At 44.4% G+C, this 22,852-nt stretch carries 23 protein-coding genes and 1 riboswitch; of the genes, 15 read left to right on the top strand and 8 right to left on the bottom strand.

Going from position 1 to position 22,852, the window contains the following annotated elements; all coding sequences use genetic code 11:
* A partial coding sequence (locus tag B0H99_RS14295; RefSeq protein WP_181313583.1) for a transposase occupies nt 1-165 on the top strand: 165 nt, incomplete at its 5' end.
* 107 nt (nt 166-272) lie between these two features.
* On the opposite strand, the gene B0H99_RS14290 is transcribed toward B0H99_RS14295, so the two are convergent.
* Entirely contained in the window at nt 273-1,244 is a 972-nt protein-coding gene (locus B0H99_RS14290) for a DMT family transporter (protein WP_106534368.1), read from the bottom strand.
* 276 nt (nt 1,245-1,520) lie between these two features.
* On the opposite strand from B0H99_RS14290, the gene B0H99_RS14285 reads away from it, so the two are divergent.
* From B0H99_RS14285 to B0H99_RS14245, 8 genes are all read left to right on the top strand, one after another.
* On the top strand, nt 1,521-2,912 hold the full coding sequence (locus tag B0H99_RS14285) for an isochorismate synthase (protein ID WP_106534367.1): 1,392 nt from the start codon (nt 1,521-1,523) through the stop codon (nt 2,910-2,912).
* Nucleotides 2,899-4,605 (top strand): 2-succinyl-5-enolpyruvyl-6-hydroxy-3-cyclohexene-1-carboxylic-acid synthase, encoded by a 1,707-nt coding sequence (gene menD / locus B0H99_RS14280; protein WP_106534366.1) that lies wholly within the window; start codon nt 2,899-2,901, stop codon nt 4,603-4,605. Before B0H99_RS14285 ends, menD begins: the two co-directional genes overlap by 14 nt.
* Nucleotides 4,596-5,408 carry a 2-succinyl-6-hydroxy-2,4-cyclohexadiene-1-carboxylate synthase gene (gene menH, locus B0H99_RS14275; protein ID WP_106534365.1) on the top strand — a complete coding sequence of 271 codons (813 nt, stop codon included), beginning with the start codon at nt 4,596-4,598 and terminating at the stop codon, nt 5,406-5,408. The genes menD and menH overlap by 10 nt, the downstream gene beginning before the upstream one ends.
* Before the next feature lie 11 nt (nt 5,409-5,419).
* A complete protein-coding gene (menB, locus tag B0H99_RS14270) occupies nt 5,420-6,238 on the top strand; it encodes a 1,4-dihydroxy-2-naphthoyl-CoA synthase (RefSeq protein WP_106534364.1) in 819 nt (272 codons plus the stop codon).
* A 62-nt stretch (nt 6,239-6,300) separates the two neighbouring features.
* Complete coding sequence (locus B0H99_RS14265; RefSeq protein WP_106534363.1) at nt 6,301-7,734, top strand: o-succinylbenzoate--CoA ligase; 1,434 nt, start codon at nt 6,301-6,303, stop codon at nt 7,732-7,734.
* Nucleotides 7,725-8,789, top strand: a complete 1,065-nt coding sequence (menC, locus tag B0H99_RS14260) for an o-succinylbenzoate synthase (RefSeq protein WP_106534362.1) — start codon at nt 7,725-7,727, stop codon at nt 8,787-8,789. Before B0H99_RS14265 ends, menC begins: the two co-directional genes overlap by 10 nt.
* Nucleotides 8,790-8,875: 86 nt before the next feature.
* On the top strand, nt 8,876-9,553 hold the full coding sequence (locus B0H99_RS14255) for an MOSC domain-containing protein (RefSeq protein WP_245894544.1): 678 nt from the start codon (nt 8,876-8,878) through the stop codon (nt 9,551-9,553).
* A gap of 270 nt (nt 9,554-9,823) precedes the next feature.
* Nucleotides 9,824-10,078 (top strand): hypothetical protein, encoded by a 255-nt coding sequence (locus B0H99_RS14245; RefSeq protein ID WP_106534360.1) that lies wholly within the window; start codon nt 9,824-9,826, stop codon nt 10,076-10,078.
* A gap of 127 nt (nt 10,079-10,205) precedes the next feature.
* Here B0H99_RS14245 and B0H99_RS14240 read toward each other — a convergent pair whose 3' ends face one another.
* Complete coding sequence (locus B0H99_RS14240) at nt 10,206-11,246, bottom strand: metal ABC transporter solute-binding protein, Zn/Mn family (RefSeq protein ID WP_106534359.1); 1,041 nt, start codon at nt 11,244-11,246, stop codon at nt 10,206-10,208.
* Nucleotides 11,247-11,328: 82 nt separating this feature from the next.
* On the bottom strand, nt 11,329-11,562 hold the full coding sequence (yidD, locus tag B0H99_RS14235) for a membrane protein insertion efficiency factor YidD (protein WP_106534358.1): 234 nt from the start codon (nt 11,560-11,562) through the stop codon (nt 11,329-11,331).
* Nucleotides 11,563-11,674: 112 nt separating this feature from the next.
* On the opposite strand from yidD, the gene B0H99_RS14230 reads away from it, so the two are divergent.
* The 3 genes from B0H99_RS14230 (at nt 11,675) to B0H99_RS14220 (ending at nt 13,406) form a co-directional block, all read left to right on the top strand.
* Nucleotides 11,675-12,121 carry a Dps family protein gene (locus B0H99_RS14230; RefSeq protein ID WP_106534357.1) on the top strand — a complete coding sequence of 149 codons (447 nt, stop codon included), beginning with the start codon at nt 11,675-11,677 and terminating at the stop codon, nt 12,119-12,121.
* Nucleotides 12,122-12,190: 69 nt separating this feature from the next.
* A complete protein-coding gene (ytkD, locus tag B0H99_RS14225; RefSeq protein WP_106534356.1) occupies nt 12,191-12,649 on the top strand; it encodes an RNA deprotection pyrophosphohydrolase in 459 nt (152 codons plus the stop codon).
* Nucleotides 12,630-13,406 carry an alpha/beta hydrolase family protein gene (locus tag B0H99_RS14220; RefSeq protein ID WP_245894542.1) on the top strand — a complete coding sequence of 259 codons (777 nt, stop codon included), beginning with the start codon at nt 12,630-12,632 and terminating at the stop codon, nt 13,404-13,406. Before ytkD ends, B0H99_RS14220 begins: the two co-directional genes overlap by 20 nt.
* 47 nt (nt 13,407-13,453) lie before the next feature.
* On the opposite strand, the gene pckA is transcribed toward B0H99_RS14220, so the two are convergent.
* A complete protein-coding gene (pckA, locus tag B0H99_RS14215; RefSeq protein WP_106534355.1) occupies nt 13,454-15,046 on the bottom strand; it encodes a phosphoenolpyruvate carboxykinase (ATP) in 1,593 nt (530 codons plus the stop codon).
* Nucleotides 15,047-15,281: 235 nt separating this feature from the next.
* Nucleotides 15,282-15,393: riboswitch (SAM riboswitch) on the top strand.
* A gap of 199 nt (nt 15,394-15,592) precedes the next feature.
* Here pckA and metK point away from each other — a divergent pair.
* Entirely contained in the window at nt 15,593-16,795 is a 1,203-nt protein-coding gene (metK, locus tag B0H99_RS14210) for a methionine adenosyltransferase (RefSeq protein ID WP_181313680.1), read from the top strand.
* A gap of 342 nt (nt 16,796-17,137) precedes the next feature.
* On the opposite strand, the gene B0H99_RS14205 is transcribed toward metK, so the two are convergent.
* Nucleotides 17,138-17,647 (bottom strand): gamma carbonic anhydrase, encoded by a 510-nt coding sequence (locus B0H99_RS14205; protein ID WP_106534353.1) that lies wholly within the window; start codon nt 17,645-17,647, stop codon nt 17,138-17,140.
* 111 nt (nt 17,648-17,758) lie between these two features.
* Between B0H99_RS14205 and B0H99_RS14200 the strand changes: the two genes are divergently transcribed.
* Together B0H99_RS14200 and B0H99_RS14195 are read left to right on the top strand one after the other, a co-directional pair.
* Complete coding sequence (locus B0H99_RS14200) at nt 17,759-18,562, top strand: alpha/beta fold hydrolase (protein ID WP_106534352.1); 804 nt, start codon at nt 17,759-17,761, stop codon at nt 18,560-18,562.
* A gap of 22 nt (nt 18,563-18,584) precedes the next feature.
* Entirely contained in the window at nt 18,585-19,598 is a 1,014-nt protein-coding gene (locus B0H99_RS14195) for an LLM class flavin-dependent oxidoreductase (RefSeq protein WP_106534351.1), read from the top strand.
* 22 nt (nt 19,599-19,620) lie between these two features.
* Here B0H99_RS14195 and B0H99_RS14190 read toward each other — a convergent pair whose 3' ends face one another.
* The 3 genes from B0H99_RS14190 to mnmL all read right to left on the bottom strand — a co-directional run bounded on the left by B0H99_RS14190 (nt 19,621) and on the right by mnmL (nt 22,802).
* Nucleotides 19,621-21,099 carry a protein adenylyltransferase SelO gene (locus B0H99_RS14190; protein WP_106534350.1) on the bottom strand — a complete coding sequence of 493 codons (1,479 nt, stop codon included), beginning with the start codon at nt 21,097-21,099 and terminating at the stop codon, nt 19,621-19,623.
* 189 nt (nt 21,100-21,288) lie between these two features.
* Nucleotides 21,289-21,852, bottom strand: coding sequence for a tRNA 5-(aminomethyl)-2-thiouridylate-methyltransferase MnmM (gene mnmM / locus B0H99_RS14185; protein ID WP_106534349.1), 564 nt, complete (start codon nt 21,850-21,852; stop codon nt 21,289-21,291).
* On the bottom strand, nt 21,849-22,802 hold the full coding sequence (mnmL, locus tag B0H99_RS14180) for a tRNA modification radical SAM protein MnmL/YtqA (RefSeq protein ID WP_106534348.1): 954 nt from the start codon (nt 22,800-22,802) through the stop codon (nt 21,849-21,851). The genes mnmM and mnmL overlap by 4 nt, the downstream gene beginning before the upstream one ends.
* Nucleotides 22,803-22,852: the final 50 nt, after the last annotated feature.

Genomic DNA, 22,852 nt, shown 5'->3' with positions numbered 1-22,852 from the left:
CTGCGCAGCCAAACCATTGAAAGAAGCTTTGCGGATGCCAAAGAACTCCATGGCTTTCGCTACGCAAGACGCCGAGGGCGTCCGTCTGTCCAAGAACAGGCTTTCCTGACAGCCGCCACGCAAAACATCAAAAAAATGGCCCTCCTTCTGGCAAGGAGGGCGTAAAAATCGGAAGTTTTCTTTTCTTTTGATGAACAAATAAGTTCTTATCTTATATCAAAGGGTTACTCAACACTCTGACAGCTAGTCAATAATTATTGACTAGCTGTTTTTCAATTGCGCATCACATTTTCAGGTATAAAAGAACTTTTTTTCATAGAGGCTTGGCTATGGATTACCATACCGATCATAACAATCATAATTCCTATCCAAGAGGTTGAAGAAGGAAGAGCAATAGAAAGTATAAGGATTTCTCCAGCTAGAGCAAATAGAACTTCCAATGATTGAGTAGCTTCAACTGCGGCCAGTTTTTTCATGTCTTTTCGAACTAAGTCAGTAGCCATGAAAAAAAGAACGGTAGCAATAACGCCAGAACAAATTGCTACGATTAACGATTGAAAGCTTTGGTTCAGGCTGGGCAAGCCTACTGTAGATAGTCCATACATTGAGAGAATGAACCAGAAAGGCAAGCTGGCCAAAGTCATGCCAAGTACACGTTGATATGCATCAAGTCGGCCGTCACACAATTCCATCATTTTACGGTTGCCTAAAGGGTAGGAAAAAGAGGCAACCAATACAGGAAGAAAGCCTAAAAGAAAAACTTCTAATGAGATTTTTTGTGCAGCTTCAAGTTGCATAATGATTATTCCCAGTAGAATGATCAATGAAAACGACAATCCTCTATAAGGAATTTTTTCGCGCCTTAGTATCGGTCCTTTAGAAGTATGTATTGTAACAAAAAAGAAAGGGGCGATTAATGATCCTGAGAGAATTGTAATTTGCCAACTGCCAGCAATAAGCCATCCAGGTGAATAGGCAGCTGCATAGCATAAAGGCATATAGAAAAGGCCGAAACCGATAAAACTCCACAGCAGCCAAGCTGTAGGAGCCCTCTTCATTTCCTCTAATAACGGTTTTAAGTTTTTTCTTACCATAACAATCACCAGTAAGAAAGGAACCATAAAGATGTATCTTAAGGCAGCACTCCAAATCCAACTTCCTCCACTTGCATCCATACTGGCATTTAACACAAATGTAAATGCAAAAAATAAAGCAGCAAAAATTCCTATAATTATAGGTTTCATAAAATGCACCTCAATCCTATACAGTACTGAATAATATGCTAATATAACGCAATTAGAAAGTTCAGTCAATAATAAGTTTTATATAAACCTGCAGCTACTTACGAATTTCTTATGCAAGCTTTTTTGGAATTTTACTTCTGTGTTTTATAATTTGTCACTTATAAGGGTAGAGGACATCAAATGGTGTGCTGAATTTTGGAGAAAGGAGTATGATAGAGAGTAGAGATTAAAAGTGAAGCAGTTAAGCCATATTTATTTGAAAACGGAGGTAATTAGATGAATTCACAACCGTATTCATCGACCGAAAAATACGTTGATACGCGATTTTTAGCGTATCGTTTTTATACTGAAACTATTGAAGTATCGGGTATGTCAGCATTGGCATTCTTTGAAGCTGGAAAAGCTTCTCATAAAGGGAAACGAATGTTTTGGCAAAATCGAGAAAAGACCTTCACACTAGTTGGACTGGGTCATGCCTACACGCTGTCTACAACAAATCAACATGGTCGGTTTGAAGATATTCAAAAAGATTGGCAAAGCTTGTGTAAACAAATTGTCAATGAAGAACATTCAGTTCAACCAATTTTATTCGGTGGATTTTCTTTTGACCCGTTAAATAAGCAACAAAGCGAATGGACTGGATTTCCACACGCTTATTTTGCCGTTCCTTCATTCCAATTGATTATAAAAGAGGATCGAGCTTATGTCAGCATCCATCTAATTACTAGAGAAGAAGAGACATTCAGGGAATTTGAAGCATTAAGAAAAGAGCGAGACAAAATGATACATGCTGCTCAAGTCTCGGAACTGGCTTCTTATAACAAACCGGTTGTTACTGAATGGCAAGAATTGAAAAAAGAGAAGTATCTGGATTCAGTGAAAAAAGTGACTGCTATTATCCAAGCGAAACAAGCTGAAAAAGTCGTTATTGCCCGTGCGTTGAAATTGAAATATGAACAAGCGCTGTCACCTTCTTCGGCTTTATATCAGATTACCAAAGAACAACCTGAAAGCTTTTTGTTTGGGCTCGAAGCCGAGCACCAATTCTTTTTTGGCGCTACACCAGAACGTTTGGTTAAAGTGGAAAATCGGCAAGCCGTATCAACTTGTTTAGCAGGTTCTACTCCGCGCGGAAAGACAGTGGAAAAAGATACTGAACTGGGCGAAGAATTAATGAGAGATCGTAAAAATCGTTCCGAACACCAATATGTGGTTGCAATGATTAGCGAAGTATTTAAAGAGCATTGCGCGGAAACTTTTGTTCCGAGGAAGCCTTCCTTAATGAAAATCAGAGATATTCAGCATTTGTATACACCGGTTAAAGGAAGCTTGAAAATCGGATCAACGTTATTTGATTTGGTTCGTGATCTGCATCCGACACCTGCTTTAGGCGGAGAACCGAAACAAGCAGCCCTAAGTTTGATCCGCCAATATGAACCGATGAACCGAGGTTATTATGCTGCACCGATCGGTTGGGTAGACGCTCAAGGAAATGGCGAGTTTGCTGTTGCAATCCGTTCAGCATTACTGAATAAAAAAGAAGCTTATTTATATGCAGGAGGGGGAATTGTCGAAGATTCTACCCCAGAGTCGGAGTACAACGAGACTTGGGTTAAGTTTCGGCCTATGCTTCGTGCGCTTGGAGGTCAATTACGTGACGAATCTTGAATTTCTAACGGAATATGTATCGGCTTTTACCCATTCACTTGTACAACTAGGGGTTAAAAATACGGTGATTAGTCCGGGATCCAGGTCAACACCACTGGCCTATGCTTGTATGAGGCAAGAAGGGTTAACGGTATATCGGCAGATTGATGAACGTGCTGCGGCTTATTTTGCACTAGGCTTGGCAAAAGCTTCAGGAGAACCCGTCATGCTTCTATGTACATCTGGAACAGCTGCAGCCAATTATTTTCCAGCAATAGTGGAAGCTTACTATGCCCGAATACCTCTTATTGTAGTTACGGCTGATCGTCCACATGAGCTGCGCGATGTTGGAGCTCCGCAAGCAATTAATCAATTAAACCTTTTTGGCTCCCACGTGAAATGGTCAGTGGACTTGCCAATGCCAGAACAGGAAAACCGGCTGGCTTTTCTAGGCCGGCATTTGCACCGTTCGGTGGCTTCTGCTAAAACGGAACCGAAAGGGCCCGTGCACATTAATGTTCCTTTCCGGGAGCCCTTAAGAATCGATTTTGGCCAGCATTACGAAAGCCGGGGTGAAATCGCTCATTTTGAAGCAGAGCTAACGTTATCAAAAGAGATGAAAAAATTCTTGAAGGAAAAGTTAACTCAAGAAAAAGGGTTGTTGATAATCGGAGAAATGACAGGTGCGCTCCCTGAAGAGTTCTGGGAGTTTATTCGAAGATTGCAATGGCCAGTATTGGCAGATCCTCTTTCCAACATCAGGGCAAATATCGATCCGTCCTGCCAAGGGTTAATCATTGATTCGTATGATGCTTTGCTGAAAAATGAAGCATTTAAAAAATCTATGGTTCCGGATGTGGTTCTTCGTGTCGGTCCGCAACCGGTTTCAAAACCGCTGTCGCTGTTTTTAGCAGCCATCAAACCGGAAACGTATATAGTAATTGACGAAAGTGCAATGCTAAGAGATGCCCAATCGGTCGTGACGCATCATGTACAGGCTTCCTTCGAAAGTTTGTGGCAATTGCCAATTGAAACAAAACAAGAGACTTCTTATCGCTTAAAGTGGACAAAGGCGAAAGATATCTATTGGCAAGTGGTAGAAAGACATTGCGAAGAAGAAAAAGACGAAGGCGTTTTAGCCAGCCTGTTTTTCAAAGAGCTGGATGCGTGTGATATGGTTGTCGGCAGCAGTATGCCGATTCGTGATGTTGATACATTCTTTCAGGCGACAAAACGGGATGTCCGGATTTATGCTAACCGGGGAGCGAATGGAATCGATGGAGTTGTATCGACAGCATTCGGGGTTCAAGCCGCAGGCAATCGACCGGCGTATTTGTTTATCGGGGATTTATCGTTTTTGCATGATATGAATGGATTGATCGCTTCGAAAATGCAGGCGACCGATTTGACAATAATCATTATGAATAATGATGGAGGCGGCATCTTTTCTTATTTGCCCCAGTCACAGGAAGAACGCCATTTTGAGGAATTGTTCGGAACGCCGACCGGCTTAACGTTTGGTGAGGCTGCAAAAATGTATGATGCTGACTATGCAGCTGTCGAAACAAAAGAACAATTGGTTTCTGCTCTGCGGACACCGAAGCAGAAACAAGTGAAAATCATTGAAGTGTTCACGGATCGACAAGAAAATGTCCAGGTCCACCGTAGATTATGGGAGCGGCTGAATGAGGAGCTGGAAAAGCAGTGGATGTGACCGCAAACGGTGTTCGTTATCATGTAGAAGTAATAAATGAAACAAAACAACCGACGATTGTATTTTTGCACGGCTTTACCGGCAGTACAAACACGTGGAGACCGGTCGTAGAGAAGTTCCATAACTTTAAAATAGTTCTAATTGACTTGATTGGCCATGGGAAGTCAGAAAGTCCGGAATCGTGGGAACGTTATACAATGGAGCAGCAAATTGCAGATTTGGATACTGTTTTTACCAAGCTTGCTTTGACGGATATTACTTTAGCCGGTTATTCAATGGGCGGCCGCACTGCACTAGCTTATGCCTGTACTTTTCCTGAACGTCTCCATACATTGATTCTTGAAAGTGCATCGCCAGGACTTCAAACAGAAGAAGAGCAGAAAAAGCGGCGAGACAGCGACGCTGCATTGGCAACCCGGATAGTAAAAGATGGACTTCCAGCTTTTATAGATTTTTGGGAAAACATACCGCTTTTTGGCAGCCAGAATAAATTGCAGGCTCCTGTGAAACAAGCCTTACGGCAAGAACGGCTGGGACAAAATCCGGATGGGCTTGCCAACAGTTTGCGCGGTATGGGAACAGGTTCCCAAATATCATATTGGGAAGCTCTAGAAGGATTGCAGATACCGGTTTTATTGGTGGTAGGTTCATTGGATTTGAAGTTTGAAGGCATTGGCAAAGCAATGCTTGCATTGATACCGGATGCCCGTCTAGAGATTGTTGAAGCAGGGCATGCAATTCATGTGGAAAAACCGCTTGAGTTTGCTACAATGGTAGAGGAGTATTTAACATTAGAAATTTGAGGAGGAACATCATGACACGCGAGTGGATTTCAGAACGTACATATGAAGACATCAAATATGAAACGTACAACGGCATTGCTAAAATTACAATTAACCGTCCGGAAGTGCGCAATGCATTCCGTCCAAAAACGGTTCACGAATTGATCGATGCATTTTCTCGTGCGCGCGACAATTCAAAAGTAGGAGTTATTATTTTGACAGGTGAAGGCGAGAAAGCTTTCTGTTCAGGCGGAGACCAATCCGTACGCGGCCACGGCGGCTATGTGGGGGAAGATGAGATTCCACGCTTGAATGTATTGGATCTTCAACGTTTGATCCGTGTAATTCCAAAACCGGTTGTAGCAATGGTTGCAGGATATGCAATCGGCGGCGGCCATGTGTTGCATGTAGTTTGCGATTTATCAATTGCAGCTGATAACGCACGCTTTGGCCAAACAGGACCACGCGTCGGTTCGTTTGATGCGGGGTATGGTTCAGGTTATTTGGCGCGTATCGTCGGCCATAAAAAAGCGCGTGAAATTTGGTACTTGTGCCGTCAGTACGACGCGCAGCAAGCGCTTGAAATGGGCTTAGTCAATACAGTAGTTCCGTATGAGCAGCTTGAAGATGAAACTGTCCAATGGTGTGAAGAAATGCTTGAAATGAGCCCTACTGCACTTCGTTTCCTTAAAGCGGCAATGAATGCTGATACGGATGGATTAGCTGGCCTTCAGCAAATGGCAGGGGACGCAACGTTGTTATACTATACAACGGATGAAGCGAAAGAAGGCCGTGATGCGTTTAAAGAAAAACGTAAACCGGACTTCGGCCAATTCCCTCGTTTCCCGTGATTTAGAATAAGTGAAAGCTGTCCTCTTGAGGGCAGCTTTTTTTGAAGGAAGGATTTTTGTATATGAACTATCCGAATTGGTTATTGCAGCGCGCTCATCTAAGCAGCAGTCGCATGGCATTGTCTTATGAAGAACAGGAATGGTCATTTTCGGAAATGAACAGCACAGCGCAGAAATATGCAGGAAAGTTGGCAGCATTTGGCGTTGAACGTGATTCCCGTGTAGCCATCCTTTCAAAATCGCATCCTGAATTTATTTTTATCATGTATGCCTGCCTTCATATCGGCTGTGAAATGGTCATGCTGAATGAACGATTGTCAAAAGTGGAACTTGCTTACCAACTTGAAGATTCGAAATCCCGGTTTGTGCTGGTTGATGATAAGCTGGTCGAAAAAATTGAAAGTCCACATGTAATTACATTCACTTCGATTCGATCTGCAAAACCGGTTGAATTCGAGATCCAGGAAGAGTGGGAGCAAGGGCGGACGATTTCAATCATGTATACATCAGGGACGACAGGCAATCCTAAAGGCGTCCGGCAAACAGCTGAAAATCACTTTTCAAGTTCTATTTCTTCAGCGCTGAATATCGGGATATCGGCAGAAGATGTATGGCTTTGTGTCATGCCGCTGTTTCATATTAGCGGATTTTCAATCTTAATGCGCTCGCTTGTTTATGGAATGGGTGTCCGGTTGCATGATAAGTTTGATGCACAGCAATGTGCAAAAGAGTTACAAAAAGGAACGGTCACCCATATGTCAGTTGTCGGGGTCACACTCGAGCGCATTTTAAACGTTCTTGACGAACATAAAGCATCTGTATCGCCAAACTTTAAAACAATGCTGGCAGGAGGAGGCCCTATACCAGTCGCTTATATCCAGCGTGCTGAAACGTACGGGATATCGGTGTTGCAGACGTATGGCATGACTGAAACCTCTTCACAAACAACAACGCTGCAGCCTGCAGATGCAGCGCGCAAAATAGGCTCTTCTGGAAAGCCGCTGTTTCTTTATCAAGTGAAGATTGAAGGAGCACAAAAACCGGGGGAGGCTGGGGAAATCCATATTCGCGGACCTCAAGTGACGCCCGGCTATATCGGACGCCATTCTGGATTATTGGTACAAGAAGACGGATGGCTTCATACGGGAGATATCGGCTACTTGGATGACGAAGGGTTTTTGTTTGTTGTTGACCGGCGTTCAGATCTGATTGTTTCAGGCGGAGAGAACATCTATCCTGCGGAAATAGAGAAGGTGCTTCTGAATCATCCGGCTGTTAGGGAAGCTGGCGTGTGCGGCAAGCCTAGCGAACAATGGGGCGAAGTGCCAGCCGCTTATGTAGTATTAAATGAGGAAATCGAGCTTGATGTACTATTGGCATTTTGCCGAGAACAGCTTGCATCCTACAAACTTCCGAAATCGATTAAAACTGTGGAATCATTGCCGCGCAATGCTTCGAATAAACTGCTGAGAAGAGAGCTGAAGGCATGGAACTGACAATTTCCGATATCGAGTTGCTTGTGGTAAAAAAACCGCTTAAAACGCCTTTTAAGACCGCCTTACAGTCGGTAAAAGTCCGTGAAAGTATTTTGGTGCGCGTAACGGATGCAGATGGTATCGAAGGTTATGGTGAATGTGTCGCTTTTTCTACTCCTTGGTACACTGAAGAAACGGTGGCGGGCTGCCATTTCGTCTTAAGCCAAGTATTAGTTCCGCTTATAATGAATAAAACCTTAGAATCTCCACAACAAGCAGATGAATTGTTCACGGCCGTTAAAGGAAACCGCATGGCAAAAGCCGGCATTGAGACGGCAATCTGGGATTTATTTGCGAAAAGGCAAGGATTGCCCCTCTGGAAATTTGTCGGAGGCATCAATAAACCTATTCCGGCAGGTATCGTAGTAGCGGCAGATGAAGAAAACATGGCGGCACAAGTCGAGGCAGCTGTTGCCAATGGATATAGGCGCGTCAAACTGAAAATCAATCCGGGTTCCGACAAAGATTTGCTGAAAGAGATTGTAGAAAGATTTCCGGGTATTTTATTCTTTGCGGATGCGAATGGAGGATTTAGCAGAGAAACGTTCGAAGAGCTTTTGGCGCTCGATTTTGTTGGATTTGCGCTTATTGAACAGCCGTTCGGCGAAGAGGAATGGCTGCTTCATGCCAGGGCGAAAAAAGAAATGAAGACACCGATTTGCCTGGATGAAAGCATACGAAACATTGACGATGTTCAACGCCTGATTGATCTGGAAGCGGGGGATGTTGTGGTATTAAAAATGGGGCGGCTTGGCGGATGGAACGAGACAATGAAAGTTGTAGAGTTGTGCCGCACTCATGATATTGCCATGTGGGTCGGGGGGATGATCGATTTCGGTGTGTCAAAAGCGCATAATTTGGCATTAGCATCGTTGCCGGACATACTCTTGCCAGGTGATTTTTCCGATTCGGGCCATTTTTGGCAAGAAGATGTGGTTGAACCTGAAATACGTGTAGTATCCGGAGAAATCTCCCTTTCTATAGAAAAGGGGATAGGATACCATGTGAACTTTTAACGGAAAGCCTGAATTCGCTAAGAATTCAGGCTTTTTCTATGTTAACATGAAAATAAAGAATGGTTTGGAAAGCGGGGTCAACAATGATGCAAGGAACTATGGGTATTGAAATAAAGAACCTATCAGTCGGGCTGCCTGAAACGATGAAATACGGCGAAGGAAAAGAAATGGAGACTGGGATTCGCAAGAAACCAGTAGAAAAAGTATTTTTATCAAAAGAACGGTTTGATGGAGATGATGTAGCGGACTTGAAACATCACGGTGGACCTGATCGGGCTGTCTGCATCTATCCATATGAACATTATGCACGATGGGAAAAAGAATTCGGTAAGCCGCTGCCCACTTCGGCTTTTGGAGAAAATGTGTCGGTAACTAACATGCTTGAGGACAAAGTGTATATCGGCAACATTTACCGGCTGGGAGAAGCCGTTATTCAAGTAACCCAAGGGCGCGTCCCATGCAGTACCATCGACCGATATCACGATATGACGCCTTTGTTAAAAGTGATGGTGAAAACAGGTTTTACCGGTTATATGTGCCGAGTGCTTGAAGAAGGATATGTCAGTACAAATTCAACCATTAACTTGATTGAGCAGCATCCCCAAAAAATTTCCGTACTTTATACGAACAAAGTGTATTTCCATGAACCGCAAAACATCGAAGGAATCCAAAGAATTTTGGCTGTCCGGGAATTGGCGGACGAGTGGCGGGACAAATTTGAAATTCGGCTCCACAATTTGCTGGCAAAGTTTCCGTCTGAATAACGCTATAGCCATTTTAAGTAATGAAATAGCTCTTCATTATAGCTCTGAGAGCAGGAATTCTAAATAGAATCTCTGCTTTTTAGTGGAGATTTTTAATGATTGGAACTTATTGGATGGTAATGCGTATATCTATTATAGAAAAAAGAATAGAGGGATAAAAGAGCGTTTCAATCGCCTTTTCATTATTGTTATGTCAATCGGTCCATTATTCGATAAAAAGGGATTACTAGAGCTCGAGGTCAAAAAATCAAAAAGCAGGAGATGGTTGAAATGAGTTTTTGGAAGTTTATGCTTGCTTATATGATTGTTTATTTTATTCAACTGATTTATTCGGGATCCAGTTTCTTTCAGTATCCTCATCCTATTTATGACGGTTTTACCTGGCATTCGCTTGGGAAAGGTCTGATAGAAATTACGCTTTTCTCAGGACTTCTTTTTGGTTTTTATGGATTGATTGATAGAGTGGCAAAATGGCACATGCAGGCGCGATATGAAAAAGCTAAACAAGAGCGGGCAGTGGAGTAGATGAAAAAGTTAATTTGTTAAAAGCAGCCAGCCTTTAAGAAGTATAGAATTGCCGGGTGGCGGTAATAGAAAAATGCCTATACTAAAAGGCGAATCCTTGGATGGATTCGCCTTTTAGTATGAAAAATTATTTTAATGCCGTCTCTAACACTTGAAGGTTTTTCTCCATCAACGTAAAGTACGTTTCATTGTTATCAATGTTTTCCTGAGTCAAGACGCCAAGGTTGTGCATTTGCAAAGCTTCAGCCCCGACTTCATTTTGGATAACCTCTGTGAGCTTAGAAGAAACATTTTGTTCGAAAATAATATAGTTGATGTTTTTTTCTTTAGCCAAATCGACTATTTTTGTCAATTCTTTTTGAGAAGGTTCATCTTGGCTGTTCAGCCCGGCAACTGAAATTTGTTCAAAGCCGTATGGTTCTGCAATATAACCGAAAGCGGAATGCGAGACAAAAAAGGTCTTGTTTGTTACCCGCTCTGACAAGTCGGCGAACGACTGATCAAGTTTTTTTAGTTCGCTGATCAGTTTTGTATAATTGGCGTCGTATGTTTCAGCGCCTTCTGGATCTGCTTGCGTCAGAGAGTCTTTAATGGATAGCGCTAATTTTTGGCTGAGTACCGGAGAAATCCAAACATGCGGATCTGTATCGCCATGATTATGGCCTTCATGGGAATCGGTTCCGTGTTCTTCTTCGTGTGCCTCATGCTCATCTTCATGTGCCTCGTCTTCATGTTCATGTTCTTCATGGCTTTCTTCGTCATGAGTTTCTTCTTCGTGCGCTTCATGCACACCGCCAGACTCCAATTCTTCGTCAGTGATAGCGTCTGCAGTCGCGACAAATTTTACGCTTTCGTTTTCCAGCGTCTTTTTCGCGTTGTCGATGAACCCTTCCAGGCCAAGACCCACATAGAACATCAGATCGGCTTCAGCAAGTGCAATCATGTCTTTCTGCGTTGGTTCAAACGTATGTTCATTTGCTCCGGCAGGATAGACAGAGTTGACATTGACACGTTCTCCGCCAATGCGCTCGGTAAAGTAAGTCAATGGATAAACGGTTGTATAGACTTCAACCTTTTCAGTTTCATCAGCTTTGTTTTGCGGAACAGCAGATTGACCGCAAGCACCTAATATTAAAACAAGAACAAGCAAGGGAATTATTTTTTTCATATTGAACCTCCAAAGTGTAACGATTACGTTTTTACAACATAAGGTATGTTACACGAAAGCGCCCAAAAAAACAAGAAAACCCCTAACTTTTTTTAGGGGGCCATTCTTCAGGAACAAAATCGATTCCGCCTTCATGAAACGGATGGCATTTCAGGATCCGTCTTATGGTCAAAAACCCGCCTTTGAACGCACCATGTTTTTGGACAGCTTCTATACCATAGCTTGAACATGTCGGATAAAACCGGCAACTCGGTGGAGACAAGGGAGAGATGAACCGCTGATAAAAACGGAATAGCTTTAAGATAACGGTTTTCATATAGAGTCAGCTCTTTTCGGATGATTTGGTAGATCCTCTATGTTTATTGTAAGGATTCCAGAGGTATTAATAAAGTATAGAAGCTTAATCAACTAATTGGAGAGTGATTGGAATGTCAGCGGAATTAAATCAGGAATTAAACGTACAAGTTGCAACATGGTCGGTAGTTTACACGAAATTACATAATTTTCATTGGTACGTAAAAGGCCATCAATTCTTCACATTGCATGTAAAGTTTGAAGAATTGTATAACGAAGCAACATTGCATATGGATGAAATAGCTGAACGGTTATTGGCGCTTGGCGGCAAGCCGGTTGCGACTATGCGCGAACAGCTGGAACTTTCGGTGGTGGATGAAGCGACAAGCAAAGAAAGCTCAGATGAAATGGTCCAAACGGTCGTTTCCGACTATGACAAAATCATGAAGTCGCTGAAGCATGGCATGGAATTGGCTGCAGAAGACAACGATGATATGACAGAAGATATGTTGAATGCGATTCATCAAAACTTAGAAAAACATTCTTGGATGTTATCAGCATTTTTGGGCGAAAAGAAGTAAAATAGAAATACAGAAGCGTACACTGATTCTTCAGTGTACGCTTTTTCTGATGGCGTAGAGGTGAACGAAATGAAGTATAAAGATTTAAACGGCTTTACGTGCGAGTTGTTTTTTGAGCCTGGACATTTCTCAATTGCAAGCAGGCATGTATTGGTTGTTTCGAAATTTCAAGGGCAATGGCTTTTGACCGATCACTTGGTTCGAGGATTGGAATTTCCAGGAGGCAAAGTAGAGGCAGGGGAAAGTTTAACTGCAGCGGCAATAAGGGAAGTGTATGAGGAAACCGGAGCGGTTGTAGAAAGCATTGAATGGCTGGCTGAGTATATGGTTTACTCGGAGAAGCCATTCTGTAAAACCGTTTTTACGGCAACGGTGAGCCGGCTGGAAACTAGTCCGCTGCTTGAGACGGCAGGGGCTGTAATGGCTGATGAGTTGGAGCTTGATGACCGGTTTAGTTTTTTGATGAGAGATTCAGGGATGAAGGAAATTTTGGAGAAGGTGAAACAAAGTGGAAAATGGAGCGATTGAGTCGAAAAAATGGTATCCCTCACCAAATCCGCATGTGCGAATGCAAGAAATCGTCTACTGGTCGGAAGGGTTAAAAGTAAAAGGCCTGCTTGCAGAGCCGAAATCTATGGGGGATTATAGCGGCATTTTGTATTTAAGAGGCGGTATCCAATCAATCGGGATGGTACGCCCAGCGCGCATCGCCCAATTTGCGGCACAAGGATTTGTCGTATTTGCGCCTTATTACCGCGGCAACCGTGGAGGAGAAGGAAAAGATGAGTTTGCGGGAGCGGACAGGTGGGATGCGGTTTATGGAGTGGATGTCTTGAAAACGCGGTGCAACGGCAAGATTCACTTGCTGGCATTTTCCAGAGGCGGCATCATGGCATTATGGACAACCGTTCTGCGCGATGACATCACGTCGGTCGTCACTTGGGCCGGTGTGACGGATACCGTGTTGACTTATAAAGAGCGGCCAGACATGCGCCGCATGATGAAGCGGATTTACGGTGGAACGCCTAATACGGCACTCGCGGCATATGAAGAGCGCAATCCATTATTGCGTTTGGAAGAAGCAAAGGCTCCGTTTCTCATTATTCACGGGCTGAAAGACGAAAATGTTTCACCAGGCCAAGCTTACCTGTTGGAAGAGGCGCTGAAAATGAATGGCCAGCAGCATGAAACCTGGTATTTTCCAAACTATACACATTTCTTTCCTCCGGTGGCAAATCGCCGGACAGTAAAGGCAGCCGTTGAATGGATGAAGCGGCAAGAATAAAGTGAAAAAAGCCATCCGCTTACGCAGATGGCTTTTCAGTGATTTAGTTATTCGGTTACTAAAGGTCCGCCTTTAGCACTGATATCAATAGAGACCGTACCGAACTTTTTAAAGTTTGATTCGAATTGTTTAGCAAGTTCTTTTGCTTTTTTATCGTATGCTTCTTTGTCTGCCCATGCGTTGCGAGGATTCAAGACTTCAGTCGGCACACCAGGAATTTCTTTCGGAATTTCAAAACCGAAGATTTCTTCTTTTTCTGTTTCAATGTTGATCAACTCTCCATGGATAGCTGCGCGTACCATGGTACGTGTGTAAGACAATTTCATGCGGTTACCAACGCCATACTCTCCGCCAGTCCAGCCAGTGTTAACAAGGAACACTTGAACGCCGTGCTCATCGATTTTATTCCCAAGCATTTCAGCGTAGACTGTTGCGTGCAATGGAAGGAACGGAGATCCGAAGCACGTAGAGAAAGTGGCTTCCGGTGACGTAACACCGCGTTCAGTTCCAGCCAATTTTGATGTATAGCCGCTTAGGAAATGGTACATCGCTTGTTCTTTCGTCAAATGGCTGATTGGAGGCAAGACGCCGAATGCATCAGCAGTCAAGAAAACGATTGTTTTCGGATGCCCTGCAACAGATGGATCGACGATGTTGCTAATCGCTTGGATTGGGTATGCCGCGCGCGTGTTTTCAGTCAACGAGCCATCATGATAATCAGGGATGCGTGTTTCCTCATCAACCATTACGTTTTCCAGAACTGAGCCAAAACGGATAGCGTCGTAAATTTGTGGTTCGTGTTCGCGAGTCAAGTTGATGGTCTTGGCATAGCAGCCGCCTTCGATATTGAATACACCATTATCCGACCAGCCATGCTCGTCATCACCGATCAATTTTCGGTTTTCATCAGCCGACAACGTCGTTTTTCCTGTGCCAGAGAGGCCAAAGAACAACGTGACATCGCCTTCAGGGCCAACATTTGCCGAACAGTGCATCGGAAGGATTCCTTTTTCAGGAAGAATATAGTTCATGATAGAGAAAATCGATTTTTTCATTTCGCCAGCATATTCCGTACCGCCGATCAAGATAATGCGTTTTTCCATCGACACGATGATAAACGTTTCCGAATCAGTGCCGTCTACTGCAGGATCTGCGTGGAAAGTAGGTGCGTATACAACGGTGAATTCAGCTTGGTGAGCTGCTAATTCTTCAGCAGTCGGACGGATAAATAGTTGATGTGCGAACAGGTTGTGCCAAGCATATTCGTTGATGGTTTGAATGGAAAGGCGAGATTCAGGGTCAGCACCGGCAAATCCTTTAAACACATAAAGCGCATCTTTTTGTTTTAGATGATTGATGACTTTAGCGTAAAGATTTTCAAAAACATCAGAAGAGATTGGACGGTTCACATTGCCCCAATCAATTTTGTCTTTCGAAATTTCTTCTTCTACCATATACTTATCTTTAGGCGAACGGCCTGTATATTTTCCAGTCTCCGCTTTAACAGCGCCATCTTTAGTCAGTACTGCTTCGCCGCGTGAAGTAGCTTCCTCCACTAATTGGGGAACTGATAATTGTACACGTACATTCGGGCTATTTAACAAATCATTCAGGTCGTTTACGAAATTTACTGAAGTCATATATGTACCTTCCTTTTCGGTTATTCCCATGAAAAAATGGGGAGGTTGTATATTCGAACATTAGTATAACACATTGATTCGATTAGTCTATACTAATAACTGCTTAAATACAAAGTTTCCAAATAACGTACAATTTAAGAAAGTTTTTTGAAGTTTTCAAAGAGAAAAGTCAACTTTAGCTAAAAAAAGTTGACATCAACAATTACATTCCGTAAGATGAAAAATTGAACGGATACTCTTATTCCGAGCTGGTGGAGGGGGCAGGCCCTATGAAACCCGGCAACCTGCTGCAATTGCAGCGAAGGTGCCAAACCTGAAGCAAGGCGATAGGCCTTGGATGATAAGAGTGAAAGGTGCTAACGATTATTTTTCCTTTCCTTATGCAATAAAAGGAAGGGATTTTTTTGTGCAAATGCCCTTTATCCTCGTGTATAAAGGCCACAATACAACGGCTTGAAGCCTCATTCTTTTGAAGCGGCTTGACATGGGAAATGAGTATCAGATCAATTTCGAGAGCAATCTCACAGGATATAAGGAGGAAAACACATTTTGAAAAACCGTCGATTATTTACATCAGAATCAGTAACAGAAGGACATCCGGACAAAATCTGTGACCAAATCTCAGATGCTATCTTGGATGCGATTTTAACAGAAGATCCTAACGCGCGTGTAGCGTGCGAAACAACCGTAACTACAGGACTTGTTCTTGTAGCAGGAGAAATTACAACTTCTACATATGTAGATATTCCAAAAGTTGTACGCGAAACTGTCCGTGAAATTGGCTATACGCGTGCGAAATATGGTTTTGACTCTGAAACGAGCGCAGTTTTGACATCTATCGACGAGCAGTCAGCTGATATTGCTGCAGGGGTAAACGTAGCGCTTGAATCACGTGAAGGCCAAATGACTGACAAAGAATTAGATGATATCGGTGCAGGGGACCAAGGTTTGATGTTCGGTTTCGCTACTAACGAAACTGAAGAATTAATGCCGTTGCCGATTTCATTGGCTCATAAATTGGCACGCCGTTTGGCAGAAGTGCGCAAAGAAGAAATTCTTCCTTACTTGCGCCCGGATGGCAAAACGCAAGTAACAATCGAGTATGATGAAAATAACAAACCGATTCGTGTAGATACAATTGTCATTTCTACTCAACATCACCCAGAAGTGACGCTTGAACAAATTCAACGCAATATTAAAGAATATGTGATCAATGAAGTGGTTCCTGCTGAATTGATGGATGCAGAAACAAAATACTTCATCAACCCGACTGGCCGTTTTGTTATCGGCGGACCTCAAGGCGATGCAGGCTTGACTGGGCGTAAAATCATCGTTGATACTTACGGCGGTTACGCTCGCCACGGCGGCGGAGCTTTCTCTGGCAAGGACGCGACGAAAGTTGACCGTTCGGCAGCATACGCTGCACGTTATGTAGCGAAGAACATCGTAGCTGCAGGACTTGCTGACCGCTGTGAAGTTCAGTTGGCTTACGCAATCGGCGTAGCTCATCCTGTATCTTTGGCATTCGATACATTCGGAACTGGCAAAGTCAGCGAAGAAACATTGATCGATCTTGTCCGTGCAAACTTTGATTTGCGCCCAGCAGGCATTATCAAGATGCTTGATCTGCGTCGTCCCATCTACAAACAAACTGCAGCTTACGGCCACTTTGGCCGCACAGATGTGGATCTTCCGTGGGAACGCACTGATAAAGCAGCTATCTTGAAAGAACAAGCTGGTGTTAAATAGAAACATTAAAAAACGGTCGGGCATTTGCCCGGCCGTTTTTTTAGTTGCCGAAAACTTTCCGGCAGCTTTTTTGTTCTGGGTGAACGTTTCCGGCTTGGAATTTATATTAAATGTTGAAACAAGCATCGGTTTTTTGTGAGTAAGTAATCATGAACAAGAGGACTGGGCAAAAGCCTGGTTCACTTGTTTTACATAGTCCGCTTTACTTCTGCCGTTATTTGAATTTTTTTAGTACAGAAGGTAAGATAAAAGAACTTACAAAAACTAAAGATTCAAAAAACGTCGCTTGTAACCATCCTTTAAGGAGAGATAATAAAAAGCCGGAAGTTCCGGCTTCCAATTTTATTGCAATGATTTGTAGTAAGCGCCTTTTTCCGCATATTCACGGACAATCCGCTCCATGTCTTTTTTGTCGTCATCACGCAGCTCACGAACAACTTTGGCAGGCCGGCCAAGCGCCAGCATCCCGGCAGGAATGACTTTTCCTGGAGGGACGAGGCTGCCAGCACCGATAAATGCGCCTTCGCCGACTTCAGCACCATCAAGTACAATGGAACCCATTCCGATCAATGAACCTTTTCGAATAGTGCAGCTGTGAAGGGTCACTTGATGGCCAATTGTTACATTGTCTTCTAACAAGAGTGTCTTGCCGGGGCTTTGGTGAAGCATAGAAAGATCTTGGATATTAACATTCTTACCGATAATTGTCGGAGAGACATCTCCGCGAATGACAGTGTTGAACCATACTGATGAACCCGAACCAATCGTCACATCGCCAGTTACGGTAGCAAAATCAGCGATAAAGACCGATGGATCGATCGATGGGTGTTTGCCTTTAAACGGATAAATCATAGGGAAAACTCCTTTAAGGAAAATAAATTATAGTCTAATCTTATCAAAACCAATACAAAGGTCAAATTTCGAAAAAGCGGGTAAAGTTGATTTTGGAAGGGGGAAGAGAAGATGTGGAAATGGGAAGCGGCTGGACAGGCGAAAGCGGTCATCGTTCTTTTACATAGTGCTTACGAACATCATTTACGTTACGCTTGGCAAATCGAGCAGTGGCGCTCCCAAAACTTCAGCGTTATCATGGGCGATTTGCCGGGGCATGGAGAAGGGATAGATGTTGGGCTTGTTCATGAGGAGTCGTTTGAGGATTATGAACAAGCAGTGCGCTTGTCGATCGAAGCAGCACAGAAAGACAGCTTGCCCGTATTCGTTGTAGCACATGGACTTGGCGCTACACTCGCTATGAATGTTTTGGGCAAAAGCTCTTTTGCAGTAGCGGGAGCCATTTTCACATCTCCTTGGCTTCATCTTATAAAAACACCTTACAGTTTATCAAAGGCAGTGCCGGGACTGCATAAATTAATGGCGAATATGAAACTGGATCATGATATCCAGATCCGCCACCTGACGCGAAACATAGAAGTGATAGTAGCAGAGAACGACGATAACCTGTACAACACGTTGATTACCGCTGGCTGGTATAATGAACTTCAAGGTTATATGAAAGGAACCGAGCAAGGGAAAAATAGGTTTCCTGATATTCCGGTGTTTGTTCAAACAGGCGAAAAGGATGAAATAATTGATATTGGTGCCGCAAAACAATGGCTTAAACATCAGAATTTGACTGAATTCAGCTTTAAAGAATGGAAAAATTGTTACCATGATTTGTTTCAAGAACCTGAGCGAGAAGATATTTTCATTTCATCGCATTTATTTATGAAAAATGTTTTGCGTTCGCTCGGGTATCTAGTAGAGTGATGGAGCGTATGGAGGGACACCAATGGCTTTAAAGTACAGCATACTCGATCAATCCCCTATATCAGAAGGCAGTACACCGCAAGAAGCGTTGAATCAAACTGCAGATTTAGCGAAAAAAGCAGAAGAGTGGGGCTATACCCGGTTCTGGGTTTCTGAACACCACGATGCAACGACGCTCGCCGGTTCTTCGCCGGAACTTCTAATTGCACATTTGGGTGCAGTGACCAGTAGAATAAGGCTCGGTTCTGGAGGAGTCATGCTGCCGCATTACTCGGCGTTTAAAGTGGCGGAGAATTTTAAGTTGCTTGAAGCTCTGTACCCGAACCGAATCGATGTCGGCGTCGGCCGGGCGCCAGGCGGTATGCCTCGGGCAAGTTATGCATTGAACGAAGGCGGCAAGCGGGATGCTAGCCGTTTTCCCGCTCAAGTCGATGATCTTCGCATGTATTTGACCGACTCTATTCCCGAAGAGCATCCTTATTACGGAATGAAGGCGACGCCCGTTACAGAATCTGCGCCGCCAATTTGGATGTTGGGTTCAAGCCAGAGTTCAGCCGAGCTTGCGGCTGAAAAGGGGTTGCCTTATATGTTCGCTCAGTTTATCAATGGGGAAGGTGGCCAAAGTTTCGCTCGTACCTACCGCGACCGTTTTGCATCTATTGATGGCAGCACTTCGTACCAAGGCGTCGCTATTTTTGTGGTTTGCCAGGAAACCATTGAAAAGGCGGAATATGTGGCTTCTTCAATGGATTTGGCGCTCGTGATGGGCGCGCAAGGCATGCCTTCTAAAGGCACGCCGCCGCCAGAAAGGGCTATGGCTTATCCATATTCCAAGTTTGAACGGCTGTTAGTCGAAGAAAATCGCAGAAGAATGATTGTGGGTACGCCCAAAGATGTAGCGGACCGATTAGAAAGTCTGGCAGCATCATACGCTGCGGATGAAGTGATGCTTGTCTCGGTCGCCTACGATTTTGAAGCGAAACTAAAAACCTTCCAATTGATTGCGGAAGAAATGCAAAAACGCCAGACGGTTTGATCCGTCTGGCGTTTTTCGTTAATCATGTGCCACAGAAAGTTTGATAGAAGCCGTTATCGGATTCCGGCGGAGCGGCATACTCCGCTTGTTCCGGCGTGTGCGCATAGGGATTTGAAAGCGCAGCAAGCAGCCTTTCGAGTACTGTATAATCTCCTTTTACCCCCGCATCAAGCGCGGCTTCCACCCGGTGGTTCCGCGGTATTGCCGCCGGATTGCTGTTTTTCATCAATTGGAGCACTTCTTCTTTTGAATGGTGCTGATGCTTGAGTCTCTCTTGCCAGCGCTCATGCCAATCGAGGAATTCAGGAGCTTCGAACAACTTGCCACCTTTGAGTTGCCCGAATGTCAAAGCTACAAATGTATTGGTGTAATCCGCCTCTTGTTTATGCATTATCTTCAACAACTCGTCAACCAATGCTTCATCTTCCGCTTCTTCAGTGAACAAGCCGAGTTTGGCACGCATGCCTGCATGCCAATTCGTGTGGAACTGTTCGGTATAGATGGTGAGCTGGGCTTGGGCGATTTTGACCGCTTCTTCTGGATCATCGTGCAAGAGCGGCAATAGTGTCTCGACAAAACGTGCGAGGTTCCAACCACCAATAAGAGGTTGGTTGTTATAGGCATAGCGGCCTTGCGCGTCGATTGAGCTGAAGACTGTTTTCGGGTTATAAACATCCATAAAGGCACATGGACCGTAATCGATTGTTTCTCCGCTTATCGCCATATTGTCGGTATTCATGACACCGTGGATAAAGCCGACAAGCTGCCACTTGGCAATCAATGAGGCCTGGCGCTTCGCTACTTCCTGAAACAATTTCAAGTAACGGTCCGGATCGGTAGTATCGATATCTGGAAAATGGCGATCCAATGCGTAATCCGCCAGAGCTTGGACGTCGTCAATCGATCCTGCACCGGCCGCGTATTGGAAAGTACCAACACGCAAATGGCTGGCGGCCACGCGCGTCAATACAGCTCCGGGAAGAAAGCCGGCTTCGCGACGGATTGTTTCGCCAGTTGAAACCACTGCAAGGCTGCGGGTCGTCGGAATGCCAAGAGCGTGCATCGCTTCGCTGATGATGTATTCGCGCAGCATTGGTCCCAGTGCTGCCCGGCCGTCGCCTCCCCGGGAGTAAGGCGTTCTGCCAGATCCTTTTAGTTGGATATCGAAGCGATCCCCATGTGGCGTAAGTTGTTCACCAAGCAAAAGGGCCCGTCCATCGCCCAACATCGTCAAATGGCCGAATTGGTGTCCGGCATAGGCTTCGGCAATCGGTTTGCCGCCTTCTGGAATTCGATTGCCGGCAAGCATGGCTACACCATCTTCACTTTCGAGCGCTTCAGCGTCCAATCCTAAAGTATCGGCTAACGGATGGTTAAGAATAGCAAGTTTTGGCGAACTAACAGCGTTTAGGTTCATGCTTGTATAAAATTTATCAGGAAGGCTAGCATAACTATTGTCCAGGTTCCATCCCATTTCGGTTTTATCAATTTTTTTAGTCATCGGATTCCCCTTCTTCTTTTTTGGCTTTTTATATTTCGAATCCAGGAACGGTTGCTTTTGTTAATACTCTTTCTTTATACCCGCTTCAGGCAGCGGCAAAGCCTGCAACGGCTGAATTTACTGGAATCAGAAACAAAAAAGAGGGCAGATGCCTTTTTCCGCATCTGTCCTTCTTTTTGACATGATTTTTTATCCTTTCAAGCGTTTCTTTTCAACCGCAACAAGAAATGGAGGGGAGTGCTTTTGATTGATAAAGCCGTACTGCAAAACGTCAAAATCGGTTTGCGGCAGCATCCGGACAAACTCAATAACTGCATCGCGCTCTTCGCTGCCGCCATCGTGCCCGCTGTAAATGACCACTAAAAGCAAACCGCCCGGCTGCATCAAATCCAAGCACTGATTCATGGCGGAAAGGGTGCTTTGGGCTTTCGTGATAATGCTGTGGTCGCCTTTTGGCAAATAGCCAAGATTAAAGACCGCTGCCGAAATAGGGGCATCCACATATTCACTGATTTTTGCATGGCTATCATGAACCAGTTCGACATGATTGAACTCTTTAACACGGCTTCTTGTTGCTTCGATTGCTTCTTTTTGGATATCGAACGCAAAAACTTTGCCGTCTGCTCCAGTCAAGTGGGCAAGAAATAGCGTGTCATGGCCGTTGCCAGCTGTTGCGTCAATAACCTGGTCGCCTTGAGATACAACTTGCTCCAACAAACTTTTGGTGAAAGGCAAAACGCGCTGTAAAGTCATGCTTTCACACTCCTCGCAAAATGCTTCCCTTGCCAGCTTTGCCGGCGCAAAAGTTCTGCGTCGATGCCGTTCAAGACGTCCCATTTGTTAACGCTCCACATCGGTCCAATCATCAAATCAATCGGCCCATCACCTGTAATTCGCTGGACGACCATGTCGGGCGGCAGCACTTCCAATTGATCTGCGACGAGTTTGATGTATTCCTGCTTCTCCAAAAATTCGACCATGCCTTTTTCATATTGCTTGACCATTGGTGTTCCTTTTAATAAATGCAGCAAATGAATTTTGATGCCTTGGACATCAAGTTTGGCCACTTCGCGGGCGGTTTCCATCATCATAGCGCGATCCTCGAGCGGCAAGCCATTGATGATATGGGTACAAACCCGGATGCCACGTTCGCGGAGCTTCGCAACCCCTTCGACATATGCAGGGAAATCATGGGCGCGGTTGACGAGCAATGCAGTCCGTTCGTGGACGGTCTGCAAGCCGAGCTCCACCCAAAGATACGTCCGTTCATTAAGTTCCGCCAAATAATCGACAACATCATCCGGCAAACAGTCAGGGCGCGTAGCAATGCTCAAGCCGACGACATTTTCCTGTTCCAGTGCTGCTTCAAACTTTTCTTTAATGACCGCGAGCGGGGCGTGCGTATTCGTATAGGCCTGGAAGTAAGCCATATACTTGCCATCTTTCCATTTCTGGTGCATCTTTGATTTTATTTTTTCAAATTGGATGGGAATTGAATCAATCCGGTCTCCCGCGAAATCACCTGATCCGGCAACGCTGCAAAATGTACAGCCGCCGTGTGCAACAGTGCCGTCACGGTTCGGGCAATCAAACCCGGCATCCAAAGCAATTTTCATTACTTTAAAGCCAAAATGGTCGCGCAAATGGCGATTCCATGTGTAATAGCGCTTTCCGTCTGAAGGAAAGGGCAGTCGGTTTTCCATAAAAACAACTCCTCTTATCTTTATTGTAGCATGCACTAAAAATTCGCTTC

Origin of the sequence: Planomicrobium soli, assembly GCF_003014655.1 — a bacterium.
Lineage (GTDB): Bacteria > Bacillota > Bacilli > Bacillales_A > Planococcaceae > Planococcus > Planococcus soli_B.
Note: the sequence above shows the minus strand (reverse complement) of the source record. Positions and strands in the feature narration are given on the sequence as shown.